We start from the raw sequence: 26,327 nt of genomic DNA, 5'->3' as shown, positions 1-26,327 counted from the left end.
TCAATACGCTGTAATCCAGATGAATGACCGACACCTTGTTCACTCCTTTGATCAAGAACCCGGGGTTATGCCTTTGCCCCCCAGCAGAATTCCACGCGTGCGATCCGTCCGTCCTCAGACCACGAAGCCTCTTCACTCAACTCTCGCACCAGCGCAAGACCGCGACCGTACAGCTCATTGAGTGTCGGCGGCAATGCAAGAATTGTATCAATGTTGAAACCATGACCACTGTCCTCCACCTGCACACTCAAACGGCCGCCCTCATCCAGGGGGATTACCTGAAAATGTATGCGAATGAAGCCGCTCTCCAGCGCGGCAAGCCGCTCTGCCCGCTGCTGATAATAGCGGGTGAATCCTGACGCGTTACTTTTCAGCGAGGAATCCAGCCCCAGAACGCCATGCTCCAGCGCATTGCTGTAAAGCTCGGTCAGCACGCTGTAGAGCGCGCCGCTCTGATGACGCAAACCATGCACCTCCAGCAACAACTGCAACAGATAAGGCAGTGGATTGAAACGCCTGAGGGTTGAAGCCCTGAACTCGAACGTCGATGACCAGTCCAGCGGCGTGGAGGTGCCGCTGTCCGAGTAAGTCACGGTTCGCGGTCCCAGCTCTGCCTGCTCGACAGCCGTGATCTCCACCATGCTGACGTCATCCCGGGACCGCCCGCCGAACTCGTTCAACGCATGCTGGATCTCCGTGATCAGCAATTGCGGATCGCGATTGGCGTCCAGCACTTCGTGTAGCCGTGCCGGACCAAACAACTGGTCCTTGCTGTCCGCCGTGTCGATCACCCCATCTGATAGCAAAAAAACCCTGTCACCCAAAGCGAAGGGATGAACCTCGGTCCGGTCATCAAACGAGCCCGAATCCAGCACGCCGAGGGGCAGATGTCGGGAAACCAGCGCAGTGCGCTCCCCTGTCGCGGCACTCAGCAAATAACCGTCAGGCAAGCCGCCATTCCAGACCTGAAACTGGCGCTGATTGAAGTTGATGCAGACCATTGTCGCGCAGCAGAACATGTCCACCGGCAGGATGCGCTTGAGCTTGGCGTTCATTTCACGAAGGGTTTCAGCCAGGCCGAACCCCTTCGCAGTCATGCCGTAGAACACTTCGGCCAGTGGCATGGCACCCACCGCCGCTGGCAAACCGTGCCCGGTGAAGTCACCCAACAGCATGTGCATGTGACCAGCGGGTGTATAGGCCGCGAGCAGCAAGTCGCCATTGAACAGCGCATAAGGCGATTGCAGATAGCGAATATTGGCTGCGTCCAGGCAGCCGGAATGCGCCACCTGATCAAACACTTCCTTGGCCACTCGTTGCTCGTTGAGCAAGTAGTCATGGTGCCGGGCAATCAGATCACGCTGCCTGAGAACGGTCTCCTGCAGCAGCCGCAAGCGGTTCATGGCATTGATTTTGGCTGTCAGAACCGTCTGGTTGTAGGGTTTCGCAATGAAGTCATCTCCCCCGGCATCCAGACAGCGTGCCAGGGCCTCGCCTTCGGTCAGCGAGGTCAGGAAGATAATCGGAACCAGCGCCTCACCGGCCAGTTCCTTGATTCGCCGGGCAGCCTCGAAGCCGTCCATCACCGGCATCATGGCGTCCATCAATATCAGTTGCGGCCGGTCCGTCTCAAACAACGCGATCGCATCGGCACCATTGCCGGCACACAACACACGATGCCCTTGCCGGGCCACGATAGTAGACAGCAAGAGGCGGTCACTGGCGTTGTCGTCAGCGATCAGGATGCACAAGGATTCGCTGGACGGTTGCAAGGTTTCAACCTATCTGGAAAAGCTTTGAGAAATTGGAGATGGTCAGGATGGTGATGACATCAGGGCAACAGTTGATCAGACGAATCCGGGAACGCTCGCCCCCGGCATGATCCCGCAGCAACAAGAGCATGCCCAGCGCCGAACTGTCCAGGTAAGTGGTACCACTCAGGTCGACGACATAACGCAGCTCGCTGCCGGACCTTTCATAGGCTTCACGAAAATCCTGATGGGAAGCGAAATCAAAACGCCCAGTGATCGAGATGGTCAGTTGCTGACCGTCGGGAGAAAGCTCAGAAGTGACCGGCATGTAGAATTCCTGAGAGACGTACGTCACGTAATCAAGGTTTAGCACTGGCTGGTGATATCCGCAATTTCCTGTGTGGGAGACTCTATGTTTGCCCTCGATCTGACGTGGGACCGGCTTTAGCCGGGAAGAGGCCGTTACAGCCACTGAAAAATGAATCGTCAGAAATACCGCTTTCCCGGCTAAAGCCGGTCCCACGTCAGCCTGCAGACAAACAAAGATTTTCCCAAAGGAAAAATGATTAGAGTTCAATAAGTCGCGATGTACACGATCAGCGTCGACTATTAAAAATCTGGTTGTTAAAACGGCGCATGCCTGGGCAAGCGTTGCGACAACTCATCCAGCAGTTTCTGTTCACGCTTGTCTTCCAGTTGGCGGGCTTCGTCGATGTAGCGCTGGACCAATTTGCGTAAGCCTTCAACCCGGGCATAAGCCTGTTGCCAACTGACGCGCGCTTTTTCGACGTTGTCCTGATGCCAGGCCAGACTCCTGCGCTGCTGATCGACAGCGGTATCCAGTTGAGTAAGGAAGCGCTGATAACCCAGCAACCACTGTCCGGAAACCCCATGGGCGCCCTTGTCGATCCATTGTTGCTGGTAATCCAGGCGAAACTGCTCCAGGTCGTTGAGCTTGCCTTCGGCGATGCGCACCTGTCCCTGAAAATGCCCCAGGCGCTGGACGGCCGCGCGCTCTGCGCTTTCGGCCATATCCACCACGGGCGCCAGACGCGCTGCACGACTTACGGCCATGACTTATCAGCCACCCGCAGCCGGGCTGAAGACCGCAGCCAGCTGGGCACTGCTGTTCTCCATGCTCTCGTTTTCATTGAGCCCCTGGCGCAGAAAGCGCACCAGGGTTGGCTGCAGGTGAATCGCCAGGTCGGTTTCACGATCACCACCGGGAACATAAGCACCGACGCTGATCAGATCGCGGCTCTGCTGGTAACGTGACCACAACTGTTTGAAATGCTGCGCCTGATTCATGTGATCGGGGGTGACCACCGCGGGCATGACACGACTGATGGACGCTTCGATATCGATGGCCGGGTAATGCCCTTCCTCGGCCAGACGACGAGACAATACGATGTGGCCGTCGAGTACGCCTCGCGCCGAGTCTGCAATCGGATCCTGCTGGTCATCACCTTCGGACAGAACCGTGTAGAACGCGGTGATCGAGCCACCGCCCGCTTCGGCGTTACCGGCGCGCTCCACCAGCTTGGGCAATTTGGCGAAGACCGAAGGCGGATAGCCCTTGGTTGCAGGAGGCTCACCAATAGCCAGAGCGATTTCCCGTTGCGCCTGGGCGAAACGGGTCAGGGAATCCATGAGCAACAGGACGTTTTTACCCTTGTCGCGAAAATACTCGGCGATTCGCGTGCAATACATGGCTGCCCGCAAACGCATCAATGGCGCGTCGTCCGCCGGGGATGCGACCACCACCGAACGCTTGAGGCCTTCTTCACCAAGGCTGTGCTCGATGAATTCCTTGACCTCACGGCCCCGCTCACCGATCAGGCCGACAATAATAATATCGGCCTCGGTGAAGCGGGTCATCATGCCGAGCAGGACGCTCTTGCCGACCCCCGTACCGGCGAACAGCCCTAAACGCTGGCCGCGGCCGACCGTCAATAATCCGTTGATACTGCGAATGCCCACGTCGAGGGGCTGGCTAATCGGGTTACGCTTGAGCGGGTTGATCGTCGGGCCGTCCATGGGCACCCAATCCTCGGCTCTCACGGCACCTTTGCCATCCAGAGCGCGACCGGCGCCATCAAGCACGCGGCCAAGCATTGCCATCCCCATAGGCAACCGGCCGGTATCCGCCAACGGCACGACACGAGCTCCCGGCGCGAGACCGGACACGCTACCAACGGGCATCAGGAAGATCTTGCTGCCGGAAAAGCCCATGACTTCGGCTTCAACTTCCACCGGATGATGACTGTCGTCGTTGATCACCATGCAGCGACTGCCCATGGCGGCACGCAGGCCCTCGGCTTCAAGCGTCAGGCCGACCATGCGCAGCAAACGCCCTTCCACCACCGGCTGCACAGGCATCTCGATGGTTTCTGCATAAGAACCCAGGCGTTTGCCGAAGCTGGTGCGATCAAGGCGCATCGGATTTCTCGATATCAGGGTTGGCAGACGCTGTGGCGACTGGAGCGTTGTCCAGATCCAGACTGAAGTCGGGGGCCGCCGGATGCAGCGACTGCTCGTGCATCTGGTCATACATTTTGCCGATGGCCAGGGTCAGGCGTGTCTCGATACTGGCGTCGATCCGGCTGTGCTCGGTTTCAATCCGGCAACCACCGGCCTGTAAGGTGTCATCTTCAACGATGCGCCAGTTTTCTTCATGACGCTCGCGCAAGGCTTTGACCAGATCAAAGTCCTGTGGATTGATAAAGATCCGCACATTATTGGCACCCATTGGCAACAGCTTCAGCGCATCGCGCAAGACAATGCCAATCTGCCGGGAGTCGGTGGTCAGCTCCCGCTGAATAACCTTGCGAGCGATGTGCTCCACCAGATAAATGACCGATTGCTCGATCTGCTTGTCCTGGCTGGCGATCGGATCAAACAGCTGGGTCATGAGCAAGTCGAGGCTGGCAAGCTTGCCCTTCAGGGCCACCTCGGCTTCCTGACGAACCTTGAGTTGGGTGCTGTGGAAGCCTTCCTTCTCGCCGGTGGCAAAGCCTTCGTTGTAGGCCTCCTGACGGATGCTTTCCAACTCTTCGAGCGTCAGCGGCTGGACTTCCTCCAGAGGGACTTCTTCGATGGTGTCGACCGATTCTTCGACGACCGGTTCAGGCTCGGGTTCAGGCTCTTTGTAGGGGTCGAAACTGGGCAGCGACCAGACGTCAAAACCGCCGACGTCCTTGGCGCGGATGAGCTCGCTGACCGGTTCTTTGTTGGAGCTGGACATTGATAGTGCCTTAGAGTCTGTGTTGTTTCAGCGCAGGCCGCGTTGCCAGACGAATGTCGCCAGGCAAGGCGGTGGACACCGGGGACTATATCCCCGGTCAGCTTTTCCGACAAAACGTCAACAGACTAGATCATTTCCTCGCCACCTTTGCCGCCGAGAACGATTTCCCCGGCCTCGGCCATACGGCGAGCAATTGTGAGGATTTCTTTCTGTGCGGTTTCCACGTCGCTGACGCGGACCGGGCCCTTCGCTTCCAGATCGTCGCGCAGCAGTTCGGCGGCACGCTTGGACATGTTCTTGAAAATCTTTTCCTTGATCGCCTCGTCGGAGCCTTTGAGGGCGAGGACCAGAACGTCCGAAGACACCTCGCGCAACAGCGCCTGGATGCCGCGGTCGTCCACGTCCGACAGGTTGTTGAATACAAACATCAGGTCTTCGATCTGCGTCGACAGATCTTCGTCGACTTCGCGGATCGAGTCCATGAGCGCGCCTTCGATGGAGCTGTCGAGGAAGTTCATGATATCCGCAGCACGCTTGATACCACCCAGGGTCGTACGCGACGTGTTGGCGTTACCCGAGAACTGTTTCTCGAGAATCTGGTTCAGTTCTTTAAGGGCAGCTGGCTGCACGGTGTTGAGTGAAGACACCCGCAGAATAATGTCCAGCCGCACCTTGTGATCGAAATGCCCGAGCACTTCACCCGCCTGATCGGCATCCAGATACGCCACAACAATGGCTTGAATCTGCGGGTGCTCGAAACGGATCACGTCAGCCACAGCGCGTGGCTCCATCCATTTCAGGCTGTCCAGACCGCTGGTATTGCCACCCAGCAGGATGCGGTCGATAAGGCCGTTGGCTTTGTCTTCGCCCAGTGCCTGGGTGAGCATTTTACGGATGTAGCCGTCAGAGCCGACGCCAAGGCTGGTCTGATCGCCGACGATCTCGACGAACTCGGTCATCACCTCTTCGACCTGTTCGCGATGCACGTTACGCATCTGCGCCATGGCCACGCCGACCCGCTGAACTTCCTTGGGCCCCATGTGGCGCAAGACTTGCGCGGCATCGGTTTCACCCAGGGAAAGCAGCAGTACGGCAGCTTTCTCGACTTTACTCAGTTTGGCTACGACGGCTCGATCATTCATCAGTGTTAATCCACTCTTTCACGACCTGGGCCACACGACCCGGATCTTCAGCCACCAAACTCTTGATTGCGTTCAGCTGTGCGTCATAACCCTCGGTCGGGCTAGGCAGCAAAATACTTTGCGGGCCACCCAGGCTGACGCGGTCGTTGGACAGCTCGTCAGAACCCCCACCGCCCATGCCACCCATACCGCCCATGCCATCATCAAAACCGGCGAGTTGTTTGCTCTTGCCAGTGGTGATGTTGTTCAACACCGGACGCAGTACGCCGAACACCAGCACCAGAATGAAGATGACGCCCATCGCCTGTTTGACGATGTCCCAGAACCACTGCTGCGAGTAGAACGGAATATCCGGGATAACTTCGCTCTGCTCAGCCGAGAACGGCACGTTGACGACGCTGACGCTGTCACCACGGCTGGCATCAAACCCGACGGCGTTCTGCACCAGGCGGGTGAAGCGGTTCAAGTCTTCTGCACTCCACGGTGTGCGCGTTGCTTCACCATTGGCCGGGTTGATCTTGAGCTGGTCGTCGACCACTACGGCAACCGACAGACGATTCAAACGGCCCTGCTGTTGCTTGGTGTGACTGATGGAGCGGTCCAGCTCAAAGTTCTTGGTCGACTGCACGCGCTTGTCAGCCGGGTATGGCGCCAACGCTGGCTGACCGGTGGCCGGGTCCATGATTTGTTGGCCGTTGGCATCCAGCAACGGCTGGCCCGGAGCAATGGCGGCAGCAGCACCGGCTGCACCGGCGCCCGGCGTTTGCGGCGCGGTTGCAGGACCTGGCGGTTGATTGCTCAATGCACCCGGAACGCCTGATGCCCCTGAACTGCTGGAACGCTGCTCATTGACCGACTGCTCGCTGCGCAAGGCAGGTTGATCAGGGTTGAAGCTTTCTGCCGTTGACTCGACAGCGCTGAAGTCGACATCGGCCGACACTTCAGCCTTGTAGCGATCAGTGCCCAGCACCGGACGCAGGATATTCTGCACGCGTTGAGTCAGCATGCCCTCCATGCGACGGGCGTAGTCAAACTGCTTGCCCGCCATGGTCAGTTCGGAGTTCTCCGCCTGATCAGAGAGAAGATTGCCCTTCTGATCGACGACAGTGACCTGCGACTTGGTCAATTCGGGAACGCTGGTCGCCACCAGATTAACGATGGCCATGACCTGGCTTGGCTCAAGGCTGCGGCCTGGGTACAGCTCAACCAGAATCGATGCACTTGGCTTGCGATCGTCACGGACGAACACCGAGCTTTTCGGGATCGCCAGATGCACACGGGCACCCTTGATGTTATTCAGGGAGGAGATGGTCCGCGCCAGCTCACCTTCAAGGCCACGACGATAGCGCGTCGCTTCCATGAACTGGCTGGTTCCCAGTCCTTGATCCTTGTCCAGAATTTCAAAACCGACGTTGGCGTCAGTCTGGGCAATGCCTGCGGATGCAAGCTGAATGCGCGCACGTTGCACGTCATCGGCTTTCACCAGCAGCGCGCCGGAATTAGGCTCTACGGTGTAGGCAATATTGGCCGTGGTCAGGGTATCCATGACCTGCTTGGCGTCCATGCCGGCCATGCTGCCGTACAACGGACGATAATCAGGTTGCTGCGACCAGAGCACTACGGCAAAGCCGATGGCCACACTGGCAGCCAGGCCGACCATAAGGCCAACCTGACGCAACATGGTCATCTCGGAGAGGTTTTCCAGGAAGGCCAGACCGAACAACGGTTTGCCTGCAGGAGCGCCTGTCTTGGCCGGAACGCTATCGGCGAGTGTTTCTGCCATGACTCAATACGTCCTTAAACCGGCATCTGCATGATGTCTTGGTAAGCCTGAACCAGCTTGTTTCGCACCTGGGTCAAGGCTTGAAAAGACACACTGGCCTTCTGGGAGGAGATCATCACGTCAGTGAGATCCACGCCGCTCTTGCCGATCTCAAAGGCGCTGGACAGCTGGCTGGAGGCCTGCTGAACATCATTGACCTTGTTGACGGCCTGGCCAAGCATGTCGGCGAAGCTGCTGGAGCCGATTTGCGGCGTAGCTGCAGCCTTGGGCGCAGCCATGGCATCCATCTGCATGGAGCGCATGTCCAACATCAAGCGATTAAATTCAACACCTTGGCTCATGGACGTTTCTCTCATAAGGGCCGCAAATTTTTGACACCGAGTCAGCGGTCAATAATGTCAAAGCAACAAGAGTGCCAGCTGCATAGCAGCATATAGCCATCAAACTGCATTAAATCTGTCGGGGAGTTGTGCCAAACCCTGCTCTGGATAGGCCTCTAGCCGATCCAGAACGGATTGAAATTTTTGAATCCACATCCATCTGCGACAAATGACCGCAGGCTTAAATACCGTATCGGCAATCTGCGGAAAACCTCAGGTCGCGAACAGATAACCTTCCACGTCCATCCCCGCGTCGCGCATCTGTGCCAGCTTGTAGCGCAACGTACGAGGGCTGATACCGAGGCGTTCCGCTGCTTCTTTGCGACGACCTCGCTCAGCGCGCAACGTATCGATGATCATCTGAAATTCACGACGCCGCAGGTCATCCCCCAGCGCGCCAGCCGAATCGCTGCCCGCCAGGTCCATCGGTGCCGATACGGCAGGTGCCAACGAACCGCCAGTAGTCCCGCTTAAAGACGGCGCTGGCGCGTAAGACACAGGGCCGGTCAAGCAGAAGTCTTCAGCCTGAATCACACCGCCCTGCTGCAGAATCAACGCCCGCTGCACGGCGTTATCAAGCTCCCGGACATTCCCCGGCCAGGCATAGCTCACCAGACAGGCTTGCGCCTGCGCCGACAGCCTGACGGCGGCGTGCTTCATTTTATTGGCATGCTTGACCAGCAGACGCTCGGCGAGCGGCAGAATATCGGCAGTCCTTTGACGCAACGGTTGCCAGGCCAGAGGAAAAACCGAAAGCCGGTAGTACAAGTCTTCCCGGAAGCGCCCCGCCGCCACTTCGCCCGCCAGGTCGCGGTTGGTGGTAGCGACCACGCGAATATCCAGAGTGATGGTCTTCTTGCCGCCGACCCGCTCAACTTCACGCTCCTGAAGGACCCGAAGCAGCTTGGCCTGCAAACCCAAAGGCATTTCGGAGATTTCATCCAGCAATATAGTGCCGCCATCGGCCTGCTCGAACTTGCCCGCCTGAGCCGCGATAGCGCCGGTAAAAGAGCCCTTCTCGTGACCAAACAGCGTGGCTTCGAGCATGTTGTCGGGAATGGCAGCGCAGTTGATGGCAATGAACGGCTTGTCCGCGCGGGGCGAATGCTGATGGATAAAGCGCGCCAGCACTTCCTTACCGGTCCCGGATTCTCCGGAAATCAATACTGTGGAATCGCTTTTCGCCACACGGCTGGCCAGATTGAGCAACTGCGCGCTGGCAGGTTCGACGGCGATAGGCCCATCGTTGCCTGCCGGCCCCAGACGCCCCAGGGCATGTCGCTCTACCAGCCCCAGCAACGCCTTGGGTTCGAACGGCTTGACCAGATAATCAGCCGCACCATGACGCATGGCATCCACTGCGCGCTCCACTGCGCCATGGGCCGTCATCAACAGCACCGGCAATTGCGGGTGGCGCTCGCGCAGCAAGCCGAGCAACTGGTGCCCGTCCATGCCCGGCATGTTGACGTCGCTGATCACCAGCCCGAATGACTCATCGGCCGCCGCCAGCAACGCGTCTTCCGCGCAGGCGACGGCGTGATAATCATGCCCCGCCAAATCGAGGGTATCGCCCAGCGCTTCCCGCAATGAACGGTCGTCCTCGACCAGCAGTACCTTGATCGCCATCAGCAGATTTCCTTTGCAGCGGACACCGGAACCAGTGGCAGCGTGACAATCGCACAGGTGCCACGCCCTATCCGGGATCGGTACTGCACGCCGCCTTGATGAGCACGGGTCACCGCTGTCACCACCGCCAGCCCCAGCCCCGTCCCCGTGGTCTTGGTGGTAAAGAACGGCTCACCGATTCGAGCCAGTGCGGCGGCATCGATGCCACTGCCGTTATCGCTCACACAAATCCGCAAAACATCAGCACGGGCATAAGCGTGGATTTTCAGGCGCGTGCGTCCGGCACTGGCCTGCACGGCATTCTCGACCAAATTGAGCAAAGCACCGACCAGCGTGTCGCGATTACACAGCAGTTGCCCGGCGACATCGTCACACTGCCACCGCACGGAAAGATCGTCGGTCTGGGTGTGCGCCGCAGCCTGCAGTGCCGTGAACAGCTCGTGGGGCGTAATGCGATCGGTCAACGGCAGCTCGCCACGGGCAAAGACCAGCATGTCGCGAACCTGATGTTCCAGTTCATGCAAGCGCTCCTTGAGCCGCCCGGCGAAACGCTGCTGGGTTTCCACCGGCAACTGCTGCTCTGTCAAATGACTGGCATAGATCAGCGCAGCAGAGAGCGGCGTACGAATCTGGTGAGCCAGCGAGGCAACCATGCGACCCAAAGAGGACAGACGCTCATGGCGCGCCAGTTGCCCTTGCAGGCGGCGGGTTTCAGTCAGGTCGTTAAGCAAGACCAACTGACCAGGCTCGGCATCCAGTGAACGCGTGGAAATCGACAGACGACGTCCATCCTTGAGAGAGATTTCATGACCATCGTCTTCGCGTGGCGCAAAGCAACGGCTGATAACGTGCCGCCAGAGCTCACCCACCAGAGGTTGCCCAAGCAGGTCCACCGCGGCCGGATTCGCTTCGCGCACGACCCCCATGGCGTCGATCACGATCACGCCGCCAGGCAAAAGATCCAGAAGGTTCTGCAGCCGGAATGCAAGCCGCTCCTTTTCTGCCAGCTCCTGCATACGCTGGGCACTGACCACCGCCAGCTCGCCTTTGAGTTCGGTCACCCGCGCTTCCAGCAAGCTGTAGGAGTCCGTCAGCTGCGACGACATCTGGTTAAACAGCTGGAACGCCTGTTCAAGCCCCTGACGACTTTCCAGTTCGAGGGACAGCGGCACTTGGAGTGCAGGATCAGACGACAGCAGCTGAACGGCCTGGGACATAGGTAATCTCTCGCGTGGCGAACCGTCAGTAAAAACGGTATGTTCCAAGAGACTTAGCAATCCTCGTGCCGAAAAAAAAGCCCCTGATAATTCAGGGGCTTGGCTTTATTTCAACGCAGCACGCGTCAATCATCTGCCTGTTCATCGCCGTCGCGACGCGTCATGCCGTACTTGCGCATCTTCTCGACGAGGGTTGTACGACGGATCCGCAGACGCTCGGCGGCGCGAGCCACAATGCCGTTGGCATCGTCCAGCGCCTGCTGAATCAGGCCCTGCTCAAGACCACCCAGGTAATCCTTCAGATCCAGACCTTCCGGAGGCAGAACCGCGCTGTTGGCGAAGTTTGGCGTATGGCCATTGATCGCAACGCGCTCTTCGAGATCGCTGCGGATACCTTCAACCATCTGCTCGTCTTCGTCATCAACGTAACGGAATTTCTTCGGCAGCTCCGCTACACCAATCACGCCGTACGGGTGCATGATTGCCATGCGCTCAACCAGGTTGGCAAGCTCCCGCACGTTGCCCGGCCAGCCATGGCGACACAGCGACATGATCGCTGCCGAGTTGAAACGAATCGAGCCACGCTTCTCGTGCTCCATGCGCGAGATCAGTTCGTTCATCAATAGCGGAATATCTTCAACCCGCTCACGCAGCGGTGCCATCTCGATCGGGAACACGTTCAGACGGTAGTAAAGGTCTTCGCGGAAGCTGCCGATCTCGATCATGGTTTCGAGGTTTTTGTGCGTGGCGGCAATGATGCGAACGTCGACGCTTTGCGTCTTGTTGCTGCCAACCCGCTCAAACGTGCGCTCCTGAAGAACCCGCAGCAATTTGACTTGCATGGGCAACGGCATGTCGCCGATTTCATCAAGGAACAGCGTACCGCCGTTGGCCAGCTCGAAGCGCCCGGCACGACTGGTAATGGCGCCGGTAAAGGCACCCTTCTCGTGGCCGAACAGTTCGCTTTCCAGCAACTCTGCAGGGATCGCCCCGCAGTTGACCGGCACGAACGGCGCGTCACGACGCTTGGAATGGTAATGCAGGTTGCGGGCAACCACTTCCTTGCCCGTACCGGATTCGCCGAGGATCAGCACGGTGGCGTCAGTATCGGCAACCTGCTGCATCATCTGGCGTACGTGCTGGATCGCGCGACTGGTGCCTACCAGGCTACGGAACAGATTGGGTTCGCGATGACGACCGCGCTCACGCGCCTGATCGTACATCTCGCGGTAAACCTGGGCCCTGTGCAGCGAATCAAGCAACTTGCTGTAGCTCGGCGGCATCTCGAGACTCGAGAGCACGCGGCGGCGCAAATCTTCAGGAAGTTCGACAGGAGAAGAATTTTCTCCCAAAAGCAAAACAGGAAGGAACTCATCCCATGCTGCGACTGTCTTAAGCAGTCCTTGAAGACTGCCCGGGGCATTGACACTGCCGACAAGCACGCAAAGCACTTCGCGAGTGGACGTCAGAGAGCCGACAACCTGCTGCCAGTCCTGGCTTGAGCAGGAAAGATTTTCTTCGCCAAGAAAATTCAGAATTACCGCCAAATCACGGCGGCGCTGGCTGTCGTCATCGATCAGGAGAATCTTGATTTCACGCCACATGCAATAGCAACTTCCCTAGTCAACTCAATGCCCATACATGGGGCAGCTTGGTATCCCGGCCAGTGCTTATACCGAGAACCAGAAAATAGTAAACATCGCTAGTTAAGTCAAAATACCGTAAACAGTCAAATTTATGGCGTAAAGCTTTTTTTGACCAACCGGTCACGAATCAAATAGATGGTAAACCTTTGCTGCATTTTTGGCTTGGTTGATTTGCGTCATTTCATCGACGATAGCCTGACGCTCACCGGTAGCAGTGTCGATCAGCTGACGATAGACCGTCAATAACTCTTCAAGATTGCTGCGCAACTCAGGGCCATCAGGCGCATCTTCGCGGATAACGTCTTCGACACAGGCACGACAGGCCAGATCCAGCTTGACGATCGTTTCCCAGTCACGCTCGGCCAACGCGCCAACCAGCGCTTCGCGAGTTTCTTCGATACGCTTGAGTGCAGCACTCATGTCTATATCCTCAGTACAAGCCTGTTATTTGATCTTAGTGGCCCGCGATTGCGTCCCAGCCTTCTTTGACTGTGCCCAGCAAACCGCCAACTTCATCGAGAATTTTCGGGTCGCTTTTTATATTAGCTTCAGCGAGGCGTTTCATCATATAGACGTACAGGTTATCAACGCGAGTCAGCGTATCGGCAGAATTTTCCATATCCAGGCCTTCACGCAAACCGCCGACGATCTCGATGGCCTTGCCGATCAACACACCTTTGGAGGCAATGTCCTTGCGTCCGATAGCGCCCTTGGCCTGAGCAATACGATCCAGCCCGGCCTCCATCAGCATTTGCACCAGACGGTGAGGGGTAGCCTCCGAAGCCTGTGCATGGGAGTTCACTTTCTGATACTGCCGAAGGGCTAACATCGGGTTCATGATGTACCTCGTCAAAGATTTAAAACTTCGTATGAACAGCTTATCGACGTATCGGCGACAAACTTTAGGCCAGAAGCCAAAAACCCGGCATGCGTATGGACGCAGCCGGGCCTTTGTGAACCAACAAGCCTCAGGAAGCGGAGGTCCGGGCGTTCAGCGCATCGAAGAACGAGGTGATGCTGGACAACGTTGATTTCATTTGCCCAACAGCCAGGTCCATGGCGTTATATTTGGCAGTCAACGTCGCGGTCAGGGTCTCAACCCGTAGATCCAGCGCGGCCTTCTGAGCGAGCAGGTCAGCCTTGGTCTTGTTCAACTGAGTGGTACGGACGTCCATGACGCCGCCCGTCGAAGTGTACGGGTCCAGCGCCTTGCTCATACGCTTCAACAAGCCGTCGCTGCCATCCTCCTTGGTACCCGCGAACAGCTGCTGCACATCGCCGCCAAGCCCCTTGGCCATGGCCGCAGTGTACTTGCCAGTATCAAACGCCAGCTTGCCGCCCACTTGATCGGTTTGAATACCCAACTGCGAAAGGGTCGACAGCTTGCCACCCGAAGACGTGTCGTTCAGCACCGAACGCATGGTAGCCAACAAATCACGCGCCAGTGAATCACCGCCCAGCGCCGCAACGCCAGTCAAATCACCATTGGAGTCAGTCGTGGCCTTGGTCAGCGAGTTGATGGTACTGACCACGGTGTTATATGCATCAACGAAGGCCTGTAAAGAGGTCTTCAAACCGTCGGAGTTGGCACCCACAGTTACTACTGTCGGCGTCTTGGTTTCAGCAACCGCCGTGAAGCTCAAGCCCGAGACAGCGGTGTCGTAAGTGTTGGTGGAGCTTTTGATCGACAGACCACCAACCTTGATCTCGCCATCGATTGGCGCCTCGCCGATTCGACCAGCACTGGTTGCATCGGAAGCATCCAGCGCACCCGAACCGATGGTCAGGCCACTAATGCTGCTGCTCGTGGTGATGTCCGAACCGGCACCGGTTTTGGTCGAACCGAACACCAGGCGCGAGCCTGTAGCGTCAGTGATGATGTTGGCACTGACCCCACTGGTGGAGGTTTTGGCGTTAATCAGGTCTCGAACCGATTGCAGCGTCGAGCCTTCTGGAATGTTGAACTGCGTATCAACGCTATTTTGAGTGATGGTCAGGGAACCACTCGGAATAGCACTGGCAGCCGCCGTGTCAAAGGATGCCGAAGCCACGCTTGAACTGGTGGCCAGTTTCACGACCTCGACTGCGTAAGTACCCGCAACCGCAGTGTTTTTAGCAGTTACAGTCAATACGGTAGGCGCCGACGACGTTGCAGAAAAGCCGTTGAAAGCAGGCGTGTCTGTCTTTCCGAGATTAGTCAGCGCAGTCTGGAAGGCATCAAGCGCAGAGTTCAGCGTGCTGATCCCTGACAACTTGGTAGTGTTCAGCGTCGTCTGCTTGGCTATCTGGTTTGTTTTGGCGGCCTTGTCGGAGTTGACCAATGAAGTAACAAGGTCACCAATGGCCAGACCCGACCCCAAGCCTGAAGATGTAATTGTACCTGCCATGAATTTCTCCTTCAGATTTCAGCGGTCTTTTGCCTTTGCAACAAAGCAAAAGAACCCATCACATCGCTCACACCAGCATCAAACTCTGGCGTCGAACAATAAGCTGTGTGCGTTATGCAGGCTGTCGGCGATTTTCAGTGCCTCCGCTGACGGCAACTGTCGCACGACTTCCCCGGTGTCACCCGCTATCACTTTTACGATAATTTCGCCCGACGATTCGTCGATCGAAAACTCGAGATTGCGTTTTACCGACTGCACAAACTTTTCGATTTCCTGTACTGCCGACTCAAGCCTCTGAGACCTTTCGGTTTCCGAAACCTTGAGCGCCTCTTTACTTTCGGAAGAATCCGAAACCACGGCAGGTGTCGGCACAACCGCGGCCTGAGGAACCTCAGCCGGTTTTTCAGCAACAACAGGCGTCGGTTTAACGGCCTGGTAAGACAAGCTCAATTTAACGCTCATGTCCATATCCATCACCTCCTCAAAGTAAAAAAGCGGAGGAGTACGAACCGCATACTCCCCCGCCAAGTCTTACACCGATATTACTGAAGCAGTTTCAGTACAGCGGATGGCAGCTGGTTGGCCTGAGCCAGAACAGCTTGCGAAGCTTGTTGCAGAGTTTGTTGCTTGGTCAGGTTAGCAGTCTCTTCTGCGAAGTCGGTATCCTGAACGCGACCCAGTGCAGCGGTGGCGTTTTCGTTTACGTTCTGCAGGTTGGAGATGGTGCTGGTCAGACGGTTTTGCGAAGCACCGAGGTTCGAACGGGTTTCGTTGATGACCGACAGAGCGGCATCGATTGCGCAGATCGAGGAGTCGATAGCGTTGGCAGCGTCAGAAGCCGAAGCACCAGTCAGAGCCAGAGTGCCGCTGTCTACGGACAGAGCCACTGCGCCGAAGCCTGTGCTCAGAACCAGGTCGATGTGGTTAGCGTCGCCAGTGTTGGAACCGACTTGCAGAGTCATGGTGCCAGCACTGCCGTCGAGCAGGTTTTTGCCGTTCAGGTTGGTGCTGCTTGCGATACGAGTCAGTTCGTCAGACAGCTGAGCGAATTCGGCGTTGGTCGCTTTCTGCTCGGAAGTACCGTTGGTACCGTTACGTGCCTGGATTGCCAGTTCACGCATACGCTGCAGAAGGTTGGTGGATTCTTGCAGAGCGCCTTCAGCGGTCTGAGCCATCGAGATGCCGTCGTTGGCGTTCTTGATTGCTACGGTCTGGCCACGAACCTGGCTGGTGATACGGGTTGCGATCTGCAGGCCGGCTGCGTCGTCTTTGGCGCTGTTGATTTTCAGGCCAGAAGACAAGCGAGTCATGGAAGTGGACAGAGCGTCGGAGGCGCGACCCAGGTTCTTCTGAACAGCAAGGGAAGCAACGTTAGTGTTTACGCTTAAAGCCATGATGAAATCCTCATTGGTTGGGTGCTGCGGCTTCCGGCCCTGGCGACAGCCGGGTTGGCACAGAGAACCTTCGTAATAGTTATCGTCGTCTACCCTGTTTGCTTTAGGTGTATTTGAAAAAAAATTCCAGCACTTGAGCAATTTTCTTCAAAAACAACGACTTAACGAAAAAACACATTAACCAAGAGGTCTTGCAACTTTAGATAAAACCAGAGTGCCGTCAAAAAACCGCCTTAATCTGGCCTTTAGCCTCTAAGCAATTCTGCTAGTTCGTACTCCATATAGTCGGCCAGTCCAAGCCAATCCTGAGCCTGTTGACACGCCAGCATGGTCGTCAGCAACTGCACCCATTGTTGCTGGACATCTGGCGAGCGCTCACCGAGATGGCCGCCAGCACTTTCGAAGACATCGATCATATCCAGCCCCGCCTCGACGCTACGCCCCAGACGAAACAGACCGGCGCATGCCGTGCAGTGCGCGATACATTGCTCGAGCGTCGTCATTGCACGAACTCCTCATTGAACGCTGTGCCGGCGATCAACGCCCCTGCCCGGCTGCTATTGAAGAACTGCACGTTAGGGTGCTGGTGGATATAGCGCTCCAGCTCGCCGAGATAGCGGCGAAAATTGAGCTGGGTCCTGACTCGCTGACCATACCCGTCAAGCACCCATTGCCGCGCATGATCTATAGAAGGACCGAGTGTTCCATCAGCCCACCCGGCATGGGTCTTGTTCATCGGGTAAGCGAAATCGGTACCAAACAGCGTCACCCGTGACGCCCCCATCTGCACCGCCAGATCCACCGCGGGATGAATCACGCTGCCGCCGCCGAACAACTCGCCACGGCTAACGTGCTTGCGCAACTCATCATGGATCGAGCCTGCCGAATAACTGGCGTAGCGCGGCCCTTCCCAGGCCTGGATCACCAGAGGGTCACTCAACGGCTTATAGACCAGCACGATTTCTGCCGAGTCAGCCGGTGGCAGGTGTGCAGTCGTGATCTTCTGATCAATGCTCACCACAAAGTCCGGCCTTATGCCGTGGGCAAGCAGCGGTTTGTAGGCGGTGTCGACACAGATAAACAGTGGACGTTGCTCGCCCGCACGAATGCTCAGCAGCCTTTCAAAGTGCTGCTCAAGGCTGGGCCCGGTACCTATCACGTACATTTCCCGGCCAACGTGCTGGCCGAACAGCTCGGTCACGTCCCGATCGGACCTGACCAGCTCTAGGTTCGCCAGCAAACGCTCAACGATGTGCGGCGCTTGCGGATCGAACTCAAGATTATTGAAATGCAGATGGACTTCGCTCACCAGTCGATCCCGAATCCGCGCATTGACCTCGTCCGCCAACTCAAGCTCGGCAGGCAACGCGAAGAACGGCAACTGAATCTCGTGGTCATCAGCGGCATACCCCAGCTCGACCCTTGGATCGCTGAGCCAGGACGTCTGATCCGCTAGCCTGAGCACCAGCGAGAACAACGCACAGTTGAGGATATGCACCTGCAGGCACTGCAAGTCGGGGCGCTCCAGCAATACCTGCTGCAGGTCGCCAAGCCCGGTGCCATATAAATGCAGCAGTGATGCGCCAGCCGGAAGGCTGGCGGCCTGCAACCGCGCCTCGGCGTTTCGGTCGTGGCGACTGGTCAGTTGTATGCCCGCAACACTCAGAGTCGCCTCGAGCCCATTAACCAGTTCGACCTGAAGCGCCTCGTGATCTTCATCCAGCAACCTGGCAAACACCTGCGGCCAGCGATCCTGAAGCACCGCGGCATTTAACTGGAAGCTGTCAGTCATAAGACCTCACCCAAACTCCGGACAAAAAAATAGCGCTCAAGAGTAACCGTCTTGAACGCTATTTTTTACTGCAATATTCGATCAAGGCCGATAAATGATCGCCGAGCCCCAGGACAAGCCAACGCCAAAACCGCTCAGCGCAACGCGTTTCCAGCTGGCGTCCAGTACATGTTTCTCAAGCAGCAATGGAATACTTGAGGAAATGGTGTTGCCCGTTTCCAGCATGTCTTTGATGAATTTTTCCGGCTCGCCTTCAAAGCGTCGCGCTACGGCATCGACAATCGCCGCACTGCCCTGGTGAATGCAGAACGCATCGATGTCGCTCTGATCCAGCCCGGACTCCTGCAACAACTCATGCAGGTGTGCTGGCACCTTGAGCAGTGCGAAGTTGAAAACCTGGCGGCCATTCATGAAAAACACGCCATTGCTGACTTTCAAGTGAGCGGCGCCTGAGCCATCCGTACCGAATTTGGCCTTGCCCAGCTGCCAGGGCGCGCCCTCCCCCATCCAGGTTGCAGTGGCGGCATCGCCAAACAGCATGGTGGTATTACGATCTTCCGGGTCGACGATCTTCGAATACGGATCGGCGGTGATCAGCAGACCGTTTTTCAGGCCTGCTGCTTCCATGAAACCTTTGAGTGCATAAATGCCGTAAACATAGCCGGAGCAGCCAAGGGAGATGTCGAACGCGGCCACATTCGTTGGCAGGCCCAGTTTGTCCTGAACGATAGCGGCAGTGTGTGGCAAGCCTTCCTCGTCACCGTTCTGCGTGACAACGATCAGCGCATCGATGGACTCGCGCTTGAGGTCCGGATTATTGGCGAACAGGGCGTTGACCGCCTCGACGCACAGATCGGAGGTTTCCTGTGCATCGTCCTTGCGCGGTAGAAAAGCGGAGCCGATCTTGCCAAGGATGAATTCGTCATCCTTGCCGAATTTCGCACCCTGGGCGTAGTTGTCGACGCCAGCCAGAGGTACGTAACTCGCTATGCTTTTTATGCCAATCATCATGGCTTCCCAATATAAATAGCTGAATATCACCGTTTGCCCGATGACTCGACATCGAAAACAGACGGCTTTTGACCCATGAAAAAAGAGCTGCGAAGGAGTTTGACCGGTCCCGGATTACCGTGAAATCAGCCTGACGCCATCATCGCCCGCGAGCACGATACAGTGAAGATGCGCGTTATGACTCATAGGTCACTAAGTTTTATACCCTTTTAGCGCATGGCATGACACTGTTGAGGGCTGTCATCGTGCAGGGATTCACTAAAAAACTTCAAAATGTCATGGGGGTGTGGGTGGGTTTCTTCATATCTTTCGTGTTGCTACTCTTGTGTACATATCCGTTATCGCGGTCAGGGCTGATATTGGTTGCGCTTTTACAGCGCGTTACTTTTGAAAGGAGCCGGAAGCCGGCCCAGCCAAAAGTAACCAAAAGGCTCTTGCCCCACCACTTGGCACCTCGCTGTCGCTCGGTGTACCCGCCCGCAGATCCTGAACCGTGGGCCGCCGCAACGGGCCATCCATGGCCCGGTGCGGCTAACCCGGCGTCCTGCCACTCTTCAACTCAAGAGCGCCCCACGCTTCAGAATCTGCGTTCGGCTTGCGTGGTTTAACGGGGCGCCTCAGATCAAAATCAACAGCGCGGCGGCCTGACAGCCGTCCTGATTGCGTGAACATACCGGCTTTCTGTAGGAGCTGCCGAAGGCTGCGAAGCGGTGTGTCAGACGAGACCTTTGTTGGCTTTGCTGACGTCTCGCGAACAAGTTCGCTCCTACCGCTCCGCGGTGAAACCGCTGTATTCGCTTTGCTTTTGATCTGCTTTTGATTTTAGGCGCCCCGTTAAACCACGCCGGCCGGAATTCGATATTGCTGCGTGGGGTAAACCGGCAGGGATGCCGGTTTAGCCGCCTCAGGCCATGGATGGCCGGTGGCGGCGGCCCCACGCAGTAATGTCGGATTACGGGCATGCCGAGCGACAGCGAGGCACCCAGTGGTCGGGCAAGAGCGTTTTGCTTACTTTTGCGCTTTCAAAAGTGAGGCGCCGTAAGGGCGCAACCAATACCAGCCGCTACCCCAACAACGGATATGTACACAAATAAAGAAGTTATGCAGATACCTATGCCTTCGAGGCCCGTCGCATTCGATGGCCTGGCTTTTGCTAACACCCAACAGATGTCAGCCCACCATGAGCCCTCCTTTTGAACCTCCGTCGCCTGAAGTACTTCGTAAAGATCGTCGACATCGGCAGCCTGACCCAAGCCGCCGACGTCCTGCATATCGCCCAACCGGCACTCAGCCAACAGCTCGCCACGCTTGAGGCTGAACTGCATCAGCAACTGCTGATCCGCACCAAACGCGGTGTGACGCCGACGGAAGCGGGCAAGGTCTTGTACGGCCATGCGCAACACATCCTGCGCCAGTGTGAACAGGCAATCAGCGACGTCAACGACACCGGTCACGCGCTGTCCGGCCAGGTGTCGGTAGGCCTCGCGCCGGGCACCGCAGCGTCCACTTTATCGCTGCCGTTGCTGCGTCGGGTGCGCGAGCGTTATCCGGGGATTCTGCTGTACCTCAACGAAAACTTCGGCACCACCCTCAGCGAGCTGATCATGAATGGCCGCATGGACATGGCCGTCCTGTATGGCGGTCGCGAAGTGCATGGCCTGAGTTTCGTGCCATTGCTGCGGGAGAATCTTTACCTGGTCAGTGCTGAAGAGCACCTGGACGGACGTGATGAAATTGGCCTGACCGAGCTGGCCCCCATGGAAATGCTCCTCCCCCGCCCTTACAACATCATGCGCAAGCTGGTAGACGAAGCCTTTGTCAGCATTGGCCAGAGCGCAAACGTCGTCGCCGAAGTGGAGTCGTCGGCGACCCTGACCTCGGCGGTGGCTGAACGCTTTGGTTCGACCATCCTTCCCGAATCAGCCGCCAAGGTGCTGGTCGCCGCCACCGGGGCGCGCATGTTGCGCATCGTCGAGCCGGATATTCAGGCACCGCTGGCGTTGTGTCTCTCGGGCCATTTGCCTTTGTCAGTGCCGGCGCAGGCGGTCAAGGCGATCCTGCTGGAGCTGGTCGCAGAGATGCGTACCCAAACCGTTTCAGCGTCATAAGCGCCTCTTATCACCCCACAGCCAAACCGTCTTGGCGGTCCTGCGCAGCCCTCGTTAGATTGAACTTCATTCAATACGGCAAGCTGCAAAGGTAAAGGCAAGGGTATGGATCAAGAACGCATCAAGGCACTGATCGAGTTGCTGGCCGAGTCCGACCTGATCGAACTGAGCCTCACGGAAGGCGATAGCATGCTGCGCCTGTTCAAGGATGCCACCGGTTGCAACACCGTGCAGGGCACACCTGCAAACACAGCGCCCACCAAGGCAGCGCCAAAAGCAGCCGTCCAGGTCACCCGCCCTGCTTCGGAGAAAAACAAAACCGGTGGTGAGGTAAAAGCCAGCCTGTACGGCGTGCTGCACCTGACCCCGGCAGCCGGTGAAGCGCCTTTCGTGAAAGTCGGCGACACCGTCGAAGCAGGGCAAACCCTGGCGATTCTTGAAGCGATGAAGATGTTCCACCCGCTCAAAGCGCCTCACGCTGGCATTGTCGAAGCGATCCTGGCCAGCGGCGGCACGGAGGTTGAATCCGGCCAGCCATTGTTTCGCCTGGTTTGATCCCCCCGTATTTTTTAGGTGCTCACAATGTTCAATAAAGTGCTGATCGCCAACCGTGGCGAAATTGCCCTGCGTATCCAGCGCGCCTGTCGGGGCCTGGGGCTGAAAACCGTAGTCGTATACTCCGAGGCTGACCGCCACGCGCAATACGTCACTCAGGCTGACGAAGCCTTGTGCATTGGCCCCGCAGCGCCGACCCACAGTTACCTGAATCAGGCCGCCCTGCTGTTTGCCGCGCAGGTCAGCGGCGCTCAGGCGATACATCCCGGCTACGGTTTCCTGTCAGAAAACGCTGACTTTGCCGAACGCATCGAAGCAGCGGGTCTGACATTTATCGGCCCCAGCGCAGAGTGCATCCGCACCATGGGTGACAAGGTCGCCGCCAAGCGGGCGATGCGCGAAGCCGGTGTACCCTGTGTTCCGGGGCCGGACTCAAGCATGTCCAGCGACCCGCAAGCGATCCTCGCGGTGGCGCGTGAAATCGGTTACCCGGTAATCGTCAAAGCCGCTGGCGGCGGCGGTGGTCGTGGAATGCGTGTGGTCCAGCAGGAGGCAGATCTGCTCGATGCCATCGCTTTGACCCGGGAAGAAGCCCGTCTGGCCTTCGGTAATCCCGAGCTGTATATCGAAAAGTTTCTCGGCCACCCGCGCCATGTGGAAATCCAGGTGCTGTGCGATGCCTATGGCAATGCGGTGTGGCTGGGTAGCCGCGACTGCTCGTTGCAGCGTCGCCATCAGAAGGTGCTCGAAGAAGCCCCGGCTCCCGGCATCGATCCACAGCTGATCGCACATGTAGGCGAACGCTGTGTGAAGGCCTGTCAGCAGATCGGGTATCGCGGCGTGGGCACCTTTGAATTTCTCTACGAAGACGGCCAGTTCTTCTTCATCGAAATGAATACCCGCTTGCAGGTCGAGCACCCGGTCACCGAGATGACCACCGGCATCGACATCGTTCAGCAGCAAGTACGCATGGCCCGCGGAGAACTTCTGGAATTGCGCCAGGAGGATATCGTCACTAATGGCCACTCGCTGGAATGCCGGATCAACGCCGAAGACCCGCTCAGTTTCATGCCAACACCGGGGCAGATTACACGTTGGGAAGTGCCCGGTGGTTTTGGTGTGCGAGTCGACTCCCATGTCACCACGGGCTATCGCGTGCCGCCCTATTACGACTCGATGGTCGCCAAGGTCATCAGCCACGGCGCAACCCGGGAAGAAGCCCTGGCGCGCATGCGTCTGGCGCTCAGCGAGCTATACGTCGAAGGCATCTCCACCAATATTCCTTTGCACCGGGAAATCCTCGACGACCCGGCGTTCTGCGCCGGTGGCGTCGACATTCATCATCTTGAGCACTGGTTAAAGCAACGGAGCCCGCAATGAGCATCGCTCTCCCGGACACGCGTCCGACCATCAGCTTGTTGGGCACCACCGCCCTGCTCTTCGAAGCGCCGGGCAGCCTTGATCTCGCTCCGCAACAACGCATCTGGGCCATGGCCCGGGTGACGGAACAATGGCCGGAAATCCGTGAATCGGTGCCGGGCATGAACAACCTGATGCTGACTTTCAACGTCCCGCCGCGCCACTTGAGCGCCTTGACCGAACGCCTGCTGCAAGCTTGGGAAGCCAGCGAGCCGCTGCCGCTTGAGGGTCGAATCATTGAATTGCCAGTGGTGTATGGCGGCGAGTTCGGTCCGCACATGGCTGACGTGATCGAACACACCGGGCTGGATATTGAAACCATCGCGCACCTGCACAGTGAACCGCTGTACCCGGTGTATGCCTTGGGGAGCCACCCCGGTTACTGCTATCTGGGCGGCATGGATCCGCGCATTGCCACGCCACGGCGCAAAGTGCCGGTGCTGAGTATTGGCGCAGGCGCGGTGTCCATCGGTGGCGTGCAGACCGGCGTTTCTGCCTCCGCAGGCCCGAGCGGCTGGAACACCATTGGCCGCACCGAAATGGTGTTTTTCGACCCCGCTCAATCCCCGCCGGCGCTATTGCAGCCGGGCGATCTGTTGCGCTTCCGCATCGAGAGGATCATTCGATGATCGAGATTTTATCCGCCACCGCACTGGCCACCGTTCAGGACCTGGGCCGCATTGGCAGTCTGGGCTACGGCGTGGGCACCTCAGGTGCCATGGACACTCTGGCGGTGGCGACCGGCAATATTTTGCTGGGCAATGCCGAAAACGCAGCCGCCATCGAGATTCCGGTATTCCCCTTCGAAGTGCGCCTGCTTGAAGACTGCGCCTTTGCCGTGACGGGGGCCGCCTGTCCTTCAAGTCTGGATGGTGTTGGCTTTCCCCCTAACTGGGTGATGCAGGGCTGGAAAGGCCAGACGCTGACAATTAATCAACCAGTTGCTGGCTGCCGTGCTTACTTGTGCCTGGCGGGTGGCATAGACGTTCCGATGGTGCTGGGTTCGCGCAGCACTCAACTGCGGGGCGAATTCGGCGGCTTTCAGGGCCGGGCCCTGCAGCAAGGTGATCAACTGGCTGCCGCTGCGCCGGGACTGCTCCCCCGTTCTGTGGACTTTGGCGTGCTGAGCCCGACTCATGCGCTGCCACTCAGCATAGACGGCGTTGTCGCCATGCGTGTGCTGCCTGCTGCGGAATATCAGGCGTTCAAGGCTGATTCCCGGGCCTCGTTCTGGAGCGATGACTGGAAGATCACCTCACAGAGCAACCGTTACGGTTTCCGTCTGGAAGGCACGCCAATCCTGCCCGAGCAGGCCATGGAAGTCCGCTCCCACGGCATCGTGCCCGGTGTGATTCAGGTGCCTCACGGTGGCCAGCCGATCATTCAGATGCGCGATGCCCAGCCCAGCGGCGGTTACCCGAAATTCGGCACTGTGATCGAGGATGATCTGTGGCGTCTGGGTCAGGCCGCCATTGGCAGCCGGATTCGTTTCATCGAATGCAGTTATGACCAGGCGCTGGATGCTCTTGAGCAAAATCAGGCTTATCTGGCCGAAGTGCGACGCCTTGTGGCCCTGCAGAATCTGGCCCGGCGCTGAGGAGCGAAGCATGAACATTGAACAGATTCGCCAATTGGTAGCTGACCTGACAGCCGCCGGTTTGTCCGGCGCAGAAATCGACAAACCAGGGTTCAAGCTGAGTTTGAAGCGTGGTGTCGTGAGCCAGCCAGCGGCAATTGCAGAGGAATTCGAGGTCGGACCTGAGCTGAACGCACTCCAGATCAAGGCAACCGGTGTGGGCCGCTTGCTGAGCGCGCATCCTGACGACGGCATCGTGCTCGCGCCAGAGGGCGGGGACATTCAGGCAGGTCAACGGGTCGCGTTTCTGGCCGTGGGCAACCTGCTTCTCCCCGTGCACAGCCCTCATAGCGGTCAGGTTTCCAGCGTTCTGGTAGCCAATGACACAACAGTCAGCTATGGCCAGCCGTTGATCAACCTTTCACCCTATGACGCCGAAGCGGTGTAACCATGAAGATTGATTTGAATGCCGACATGGGCGAAGGCTTCGGTGCCTGGCGCATGGGCGAAGACGAAGCACTGATGGAGATCATTTCCTCGGCCAACGTCGCCTGTGGCTTCCATGCCGGTGACCCGTTGATCATGAATAACACTGCACTGATGGCCAAAGCCAAAGGCATCGATCTGGGGGCCCACGTCGGCTTCCCCGACCTGGTGGGTTTTGGCCGTCGGCAGATGAATATCGAGATCAAAGAGCTGTGCACCTACGTGACGTATCAACTGGGCTCCCTGGCCGCCATCGCCCGGGTTGCCGGGCATCACATGACGCACATGAGCTTTCATGGCGCGCTGGGCAACATGGTCGCTGCCGATGCTGACCTGGCGGCGCAGTTGATTCGTACGGTGGCGGCGTTCGATCCCGAGATCATCGTCAGCTCGTCCAGCAGCCGCGCCATTGAAACGGCTGCCAGTCGGTGCAATTTGCGGGTCGCCACAACCTTTCTGGCCGACCGCGCTTATGACGACGATTGCCTGTTGGTACCGCGCAAGATCGCCAACTCGGTGATCAAAGACCCCGTCGCTGTGCTGCAGCGGGTTCGCCAATTGCTCGAAGACGGCACCGTGACCAGCATCAGCGGCAAGGTGATCGAGGTCAGCGCATGCTCGATATTGCTCCACGGCGATACCCCCGGCGCAGTCGAACTGGCGCGTACCGTGCGCAATGAGATCGAGTCGGCAGGCGGACAGATCGTGCCGATCAGCCGGTTGATGGCGTGAGTGCGAGATAATCAGTGCTCCCGCTAAATGGCGCATACCCCTTGGAAGATTCTTTGCTCACCCGCAACTGACGTGGGA

26 protein-coding genes are annotated in these 26,327 nt (G+C 57.8%); 7 read left to right on the top strand and 19 right to left on the bottom strand.

The window, feature by feature from the left end; all coding sequences use genetic code 11:
- Positions 1-65: 65 nt before the first annotated feature.
- The 19 genes from H8S59_RS04650 to H8S59_RS04560 form a co-directional block, all read right to left on the bottom strand.
- The gene (locus H8S59_RS04650) at positions 66-1,772 is read right to left on the bottom strand and encodes an ATP-binding SpoIIE family protein phosphatase (protein ID WP_095094510.1); all 1,707 of its coding nucleotides are present in this window, start codon (positions 1,770-1,772) and stop codon (positions 66-68) included.
- Positions 1,773-1,776: 4 nt separating this feature from the next.
- Positions 1,777-2,079 carry an STAS domain-containing protein gene (locus H8S59_RS04645; protein WP_187520647.1) on the bottom strand — a complete coding sequence of 101 codons (303 nt, stop codon included), beginning with the start codon at positions 2,077-2,079 and terminating at the stop codon, positions 1,777-1,779.
- Positions 2,080-2,375: 296 nt separating this feature from the next.
- Positions 2,376-2,825: a flagellar export protein FliJ gene (fliJ, locus tag H8S59_RS04640; RefSeq protein ID WP_027900997.1), complete on the bottom strand. Its 450-nt coding sequence runs from the start codon at positions 2,823-2,825 to the stop codon at positions 2,376-2,378.
- A gap of 6 nt (positions 2,826-2,831) precedes the next feature.
- Positions 2,832-4,190: a flagellar protein export ATPase FliI gene (gene fliI / locus H8S59_RS04635; RefSeq protein WP_027900998.1), complete on the bottom strand. Its 1,359-nt coding sequence runs from the start codon at positions 4,188-4,190 to the stop codon at positions 2,832-2,834.
- Complete coding sequence (fliH, locus tag H8S59_RS04630; protein ID WP_187520646.1) at positions 4,180-4,995, bottom strand: flagellar assembly protein FliH; 816 nt, start codon at positions 4,993-4,995, stop codon at positions 4,180-4,182. The genes fliI and fliH overlap by 11 nt, the downstream gene beginning before the upstream one ends.
- A gap of 125 nt (positions 4,996-5,120) precedes the next feature.
- Positions 5,121-6,137 carry a flagellar motor switch protein FliG gene (fliG, locus tag H8S59_RS04625; protein ID WP_087273204.1) on the bottom strand — a complete coding sequence of 339 codons (1,017 nt, stop codon included), beginning with the start codon at positions 6,135-6,137 and terminating at the stop codon, positions 5,121-5,123.
- Positions 6,130-7,920, bottom strand: coding sequence for a flagellar basal-body MS-ring/collar protein FliF (gene fliF / locus H8S59_RS04620; protein WP_095094518.1), 1,791 nt, complete (start codon positions 7,918-7,920; stop codon positions 6,130-6,132). The genes fliG and fliF overlap by 8 nt, the downstream gene beginning before the upstream one ends.
- Positions 7,921-7,934: 14 nt before the next feature.
- Entirely contained in the window at positions 7,935-8,261 is a 327-nt protein-coding gene (fliE, locus tag H8S59_RS04615; RefSeq protein WP_027901002.1) for a flagellar hook-basal body complex protein FliE, read from the bottom strand.
- A 252-nt stretch (positions 8,262-8,513) separates the two neighbouring features.
- Positions 8,514-9,926, bottom strand: a complete 1,413-nt coding sequence (locus H8S59_RS04610; RefSeq protein WP_187520645.1) for a sigma-54-dependent transcriptional regulator — start codon at positions 9,924-9,926, stop codon at positions 8,514-8,516.
- Positions 9,926-11,143, bottom strand: coding sequence for a sensor histidine kinase (locus H8S59_RS04605; protein ID WP_187520644.1), 1,218 nt, complete (start codon positions 11,141-11,143; stop codon positions 9,926-9,928). Before H8S59_RS04605 ends, H8S59_RS04610 begins: the two co-directional genes overlap by 1 nt.
- Before the next feature lie 125 nt (positions 11,144-11,268).
- Positions 11,269-12,747 (bottom strand): transcriptional regulator FleQ, encoded by a 1,479-nt coding sequence (fleQ, locus tag H8S59_RS04600; protein WP_095094523.1) that lies wholly within the window; start codon positions 12,745-12,747, stop codon positions 11,269-11,271.
- A 162-nt stretch (positions 12,748-12,909) separates the two neighbouring features.
- Positions 12,910-13,209: a flagellar protein FliT gene (gene fliT / locus H8S59_RS04595; RefSeq protein ID WP_027901006.1), complete on the bottom strand. Its 300-nt coding sequence runs from the start codon at positions 13,207-13,209 to the stop codon at positions 12,910-12,912.
- Positions 13,210-13,243: 34 nt separating this feature from the next.
- On the bottom strand, positions 13,244-13,627 hold the full coding sequence (gene fliS, locus H8S59_RS04590) for a flagellar export chaperone FliS (protein ID WP_027901007.1): 384 nt from the start codon (positions 13,625-13,627) through the stop codon (positions 13,244-13,246).
- 130 nt (positions 13,628-13,757) lie between these two features.
- The gene (gene fliD / locus H8S59_RS04585) at positions 13,758-15,176 is read right to left on the bottom strand and encodes a flagellar filament capping protein FliD (RefSeq protein WP_187520643.1); all 1,419 of its coding nucleotides are present in this window, start codon (positions 15,174-15,176) and stop codon (positions 13,758-13,760) included.
- Between the two features lie 78 nt (positions 15,177-15,254).
- Positions 15,255-15,644, bottom strand: coding sequence for a flagellar protein FlaG (locus H8S59_RS04580; RefSeq protein ID WP_187520642.1), 390 nt, complete (start codon positions 15,642-15,644; stop codon positions 15,255-15,257).
- 74 nt (positions 15,645-15,718) lie between these two features.
- Positions 15,719-16,570: a flagellin domain-containing protein gene (locus H8S59_RS04575; RefSeq protein ID WP_099267361.1), complete on the bottom strand. Its 852-nt coding sequence runs from the start codon at positions 16,568-16,570 to the stop codon at positions 15,719-15,721.
- A 245-nt stretch (positions 16,571-16,815) separates the two neighbouring features.
- Complete coding sequence (locus H8S59_RS04570; RefSeq protein WP_187520641.1) at positions 16,816-17,073, bottom strand: hypothetical protein; 258 nt, start codon at positions 17,071-17,073, stop codon at positions 16,816-16,818.
- Complete coding sequence (locus tag H8S59_RS04565; RefSeq protein WP_187520640.1) at positions 17,070-18,362, bottom strand: motility associated factor glycosyltransferase family protein; 1,293 nt, start codon at positions 18,360-18,362, stop codon at positions 17,070-17,072. Before H8S59_RS04565 ends, H8S59_RS04570 begins: the two co-directional genes overlap by 4 nt.
- A gap of 81 nt (positions 18,363-18,443) precedes the next feature.
- Positions 18,444-19,370 (bottom strand): ketoacyl-ACP synthase III, encoded by a 927-nt coding sequence (locus H8S59_RS04560; protein ID WP_095094535.1) that lies wholly within the window; start codon positions 19,368-19,370, stop codon positions 18,444-18,446.
- A 1,196-nt stretch (positions 19,371-20,566) separates the two neighbouring features.
- Between H8S59_RS04560 and nac the strand changes: the two genes are divergently transcribed.
- The 7 genes from nac (at position 20,567) to H8S59_RS04525 (ending at position 26,249) form a co-directional block, all read left to right on the top strand.
- On the top strand, positions 20,567-21,481 hold the full coding sequence (nac, locus tag H8S59_RS04555) for a nitrogen assimilation transcriptional regulator NAC (protein WP_095099152.1): 915 nt from the start codon (positions 20,567-20,569) through the stop codon (positions 21,479-21,481).
- Between the two features lie 105 nt (positions 21,482-21,586).
- Positions 21,587-22,036 (top strand): acetyl-CoA carboxylase biotin carboxyl carrier protein, encoded by a 450-nt coding sequence (locus H8S59_RS04550; protein WP_187520639.1) that lies wholly within the window; start codon positions 21,587-21,589, stop codon positions 22,034-22,036.
- Between the two features lie 27 nt (positions 22,037-22,063).
- Positions 22,064-23,416 (top strand): acetyl-CoA carboxylase biotin carboxylase subunit, encoded by a 1,353-nt coding sequence (accC, locus tag H8S59_RS04545; RefSeq protein ID WP_187520638.1) that lies wholly within the window; start codon positions 22,064-22,066, stop codon positions 23,414-23,416.
- Positions 23,413-24,084, top strand: a complete 672-nt coding sequence (gene pxpB / locus H8S59_RS04540; protein ID WP_095099143.1) for a 5-oxoprolinase subunit PxpB — start codon at positions 23,413-23,415, stop codon at positions 24,082-24,084. The genes accC and pxpB overlap by 4 nt, the downstream gene beginning before the upstream one ends.
- Positions 24,081-25,052, top strand: coding sequence for a 5-oxoprolinase subunit C family protein (locus tag H8S59_RS04535; RefSeq protein WP_187520637.1), 972 nt, complete (start codon positions 24,081-24,083; stop codon positions 25,050-25,052). The genes pxpB and H8S59_RS04535 overlap by 4 nt, the downstream gene beginning before the upstream one ends.
- A 10-nt stretch (positions 25,053-25,062) precedes the next feature.
- A complete protein-coding gene (locus H8S59_RS04530) occupies positions 25,063-25,479 on the top strand; it encodes an acetyl-CoA carboxylase biotin carboxyl carrier protein (protein WP_187520636.1) in 417 nt (138 codons plus the stop codon).
- 2 nt (positions 25,480-25,481) lie between these two features.
- Positions 25,482-26,249 (top strand): LamB/YcsF family protein, encoded by a 768-nt coding sequence (locus tag H8S59_RS04525; RefSeq protein ID WP_187520635.1) that lies wholly within the window; start codon positions 25,482-25,484, stop codon positions 26,247-26,249.
- Positions 26,250-26,327 lie beyond the last annotated feature (78 nt).

Source organism: Pseudomonas folii, from assembly GCF_014357575.1.
Lineage (GTDB): Bacteria > Pseudomonadota > Gammaproteobacteria > Pseudomonadales > Pseudomonadaceae > Aquipseudomonas > Aquipseudomonas folii.
This window is presented reverse-complemented; position numbering and strand designations above follow the sequence as displayed.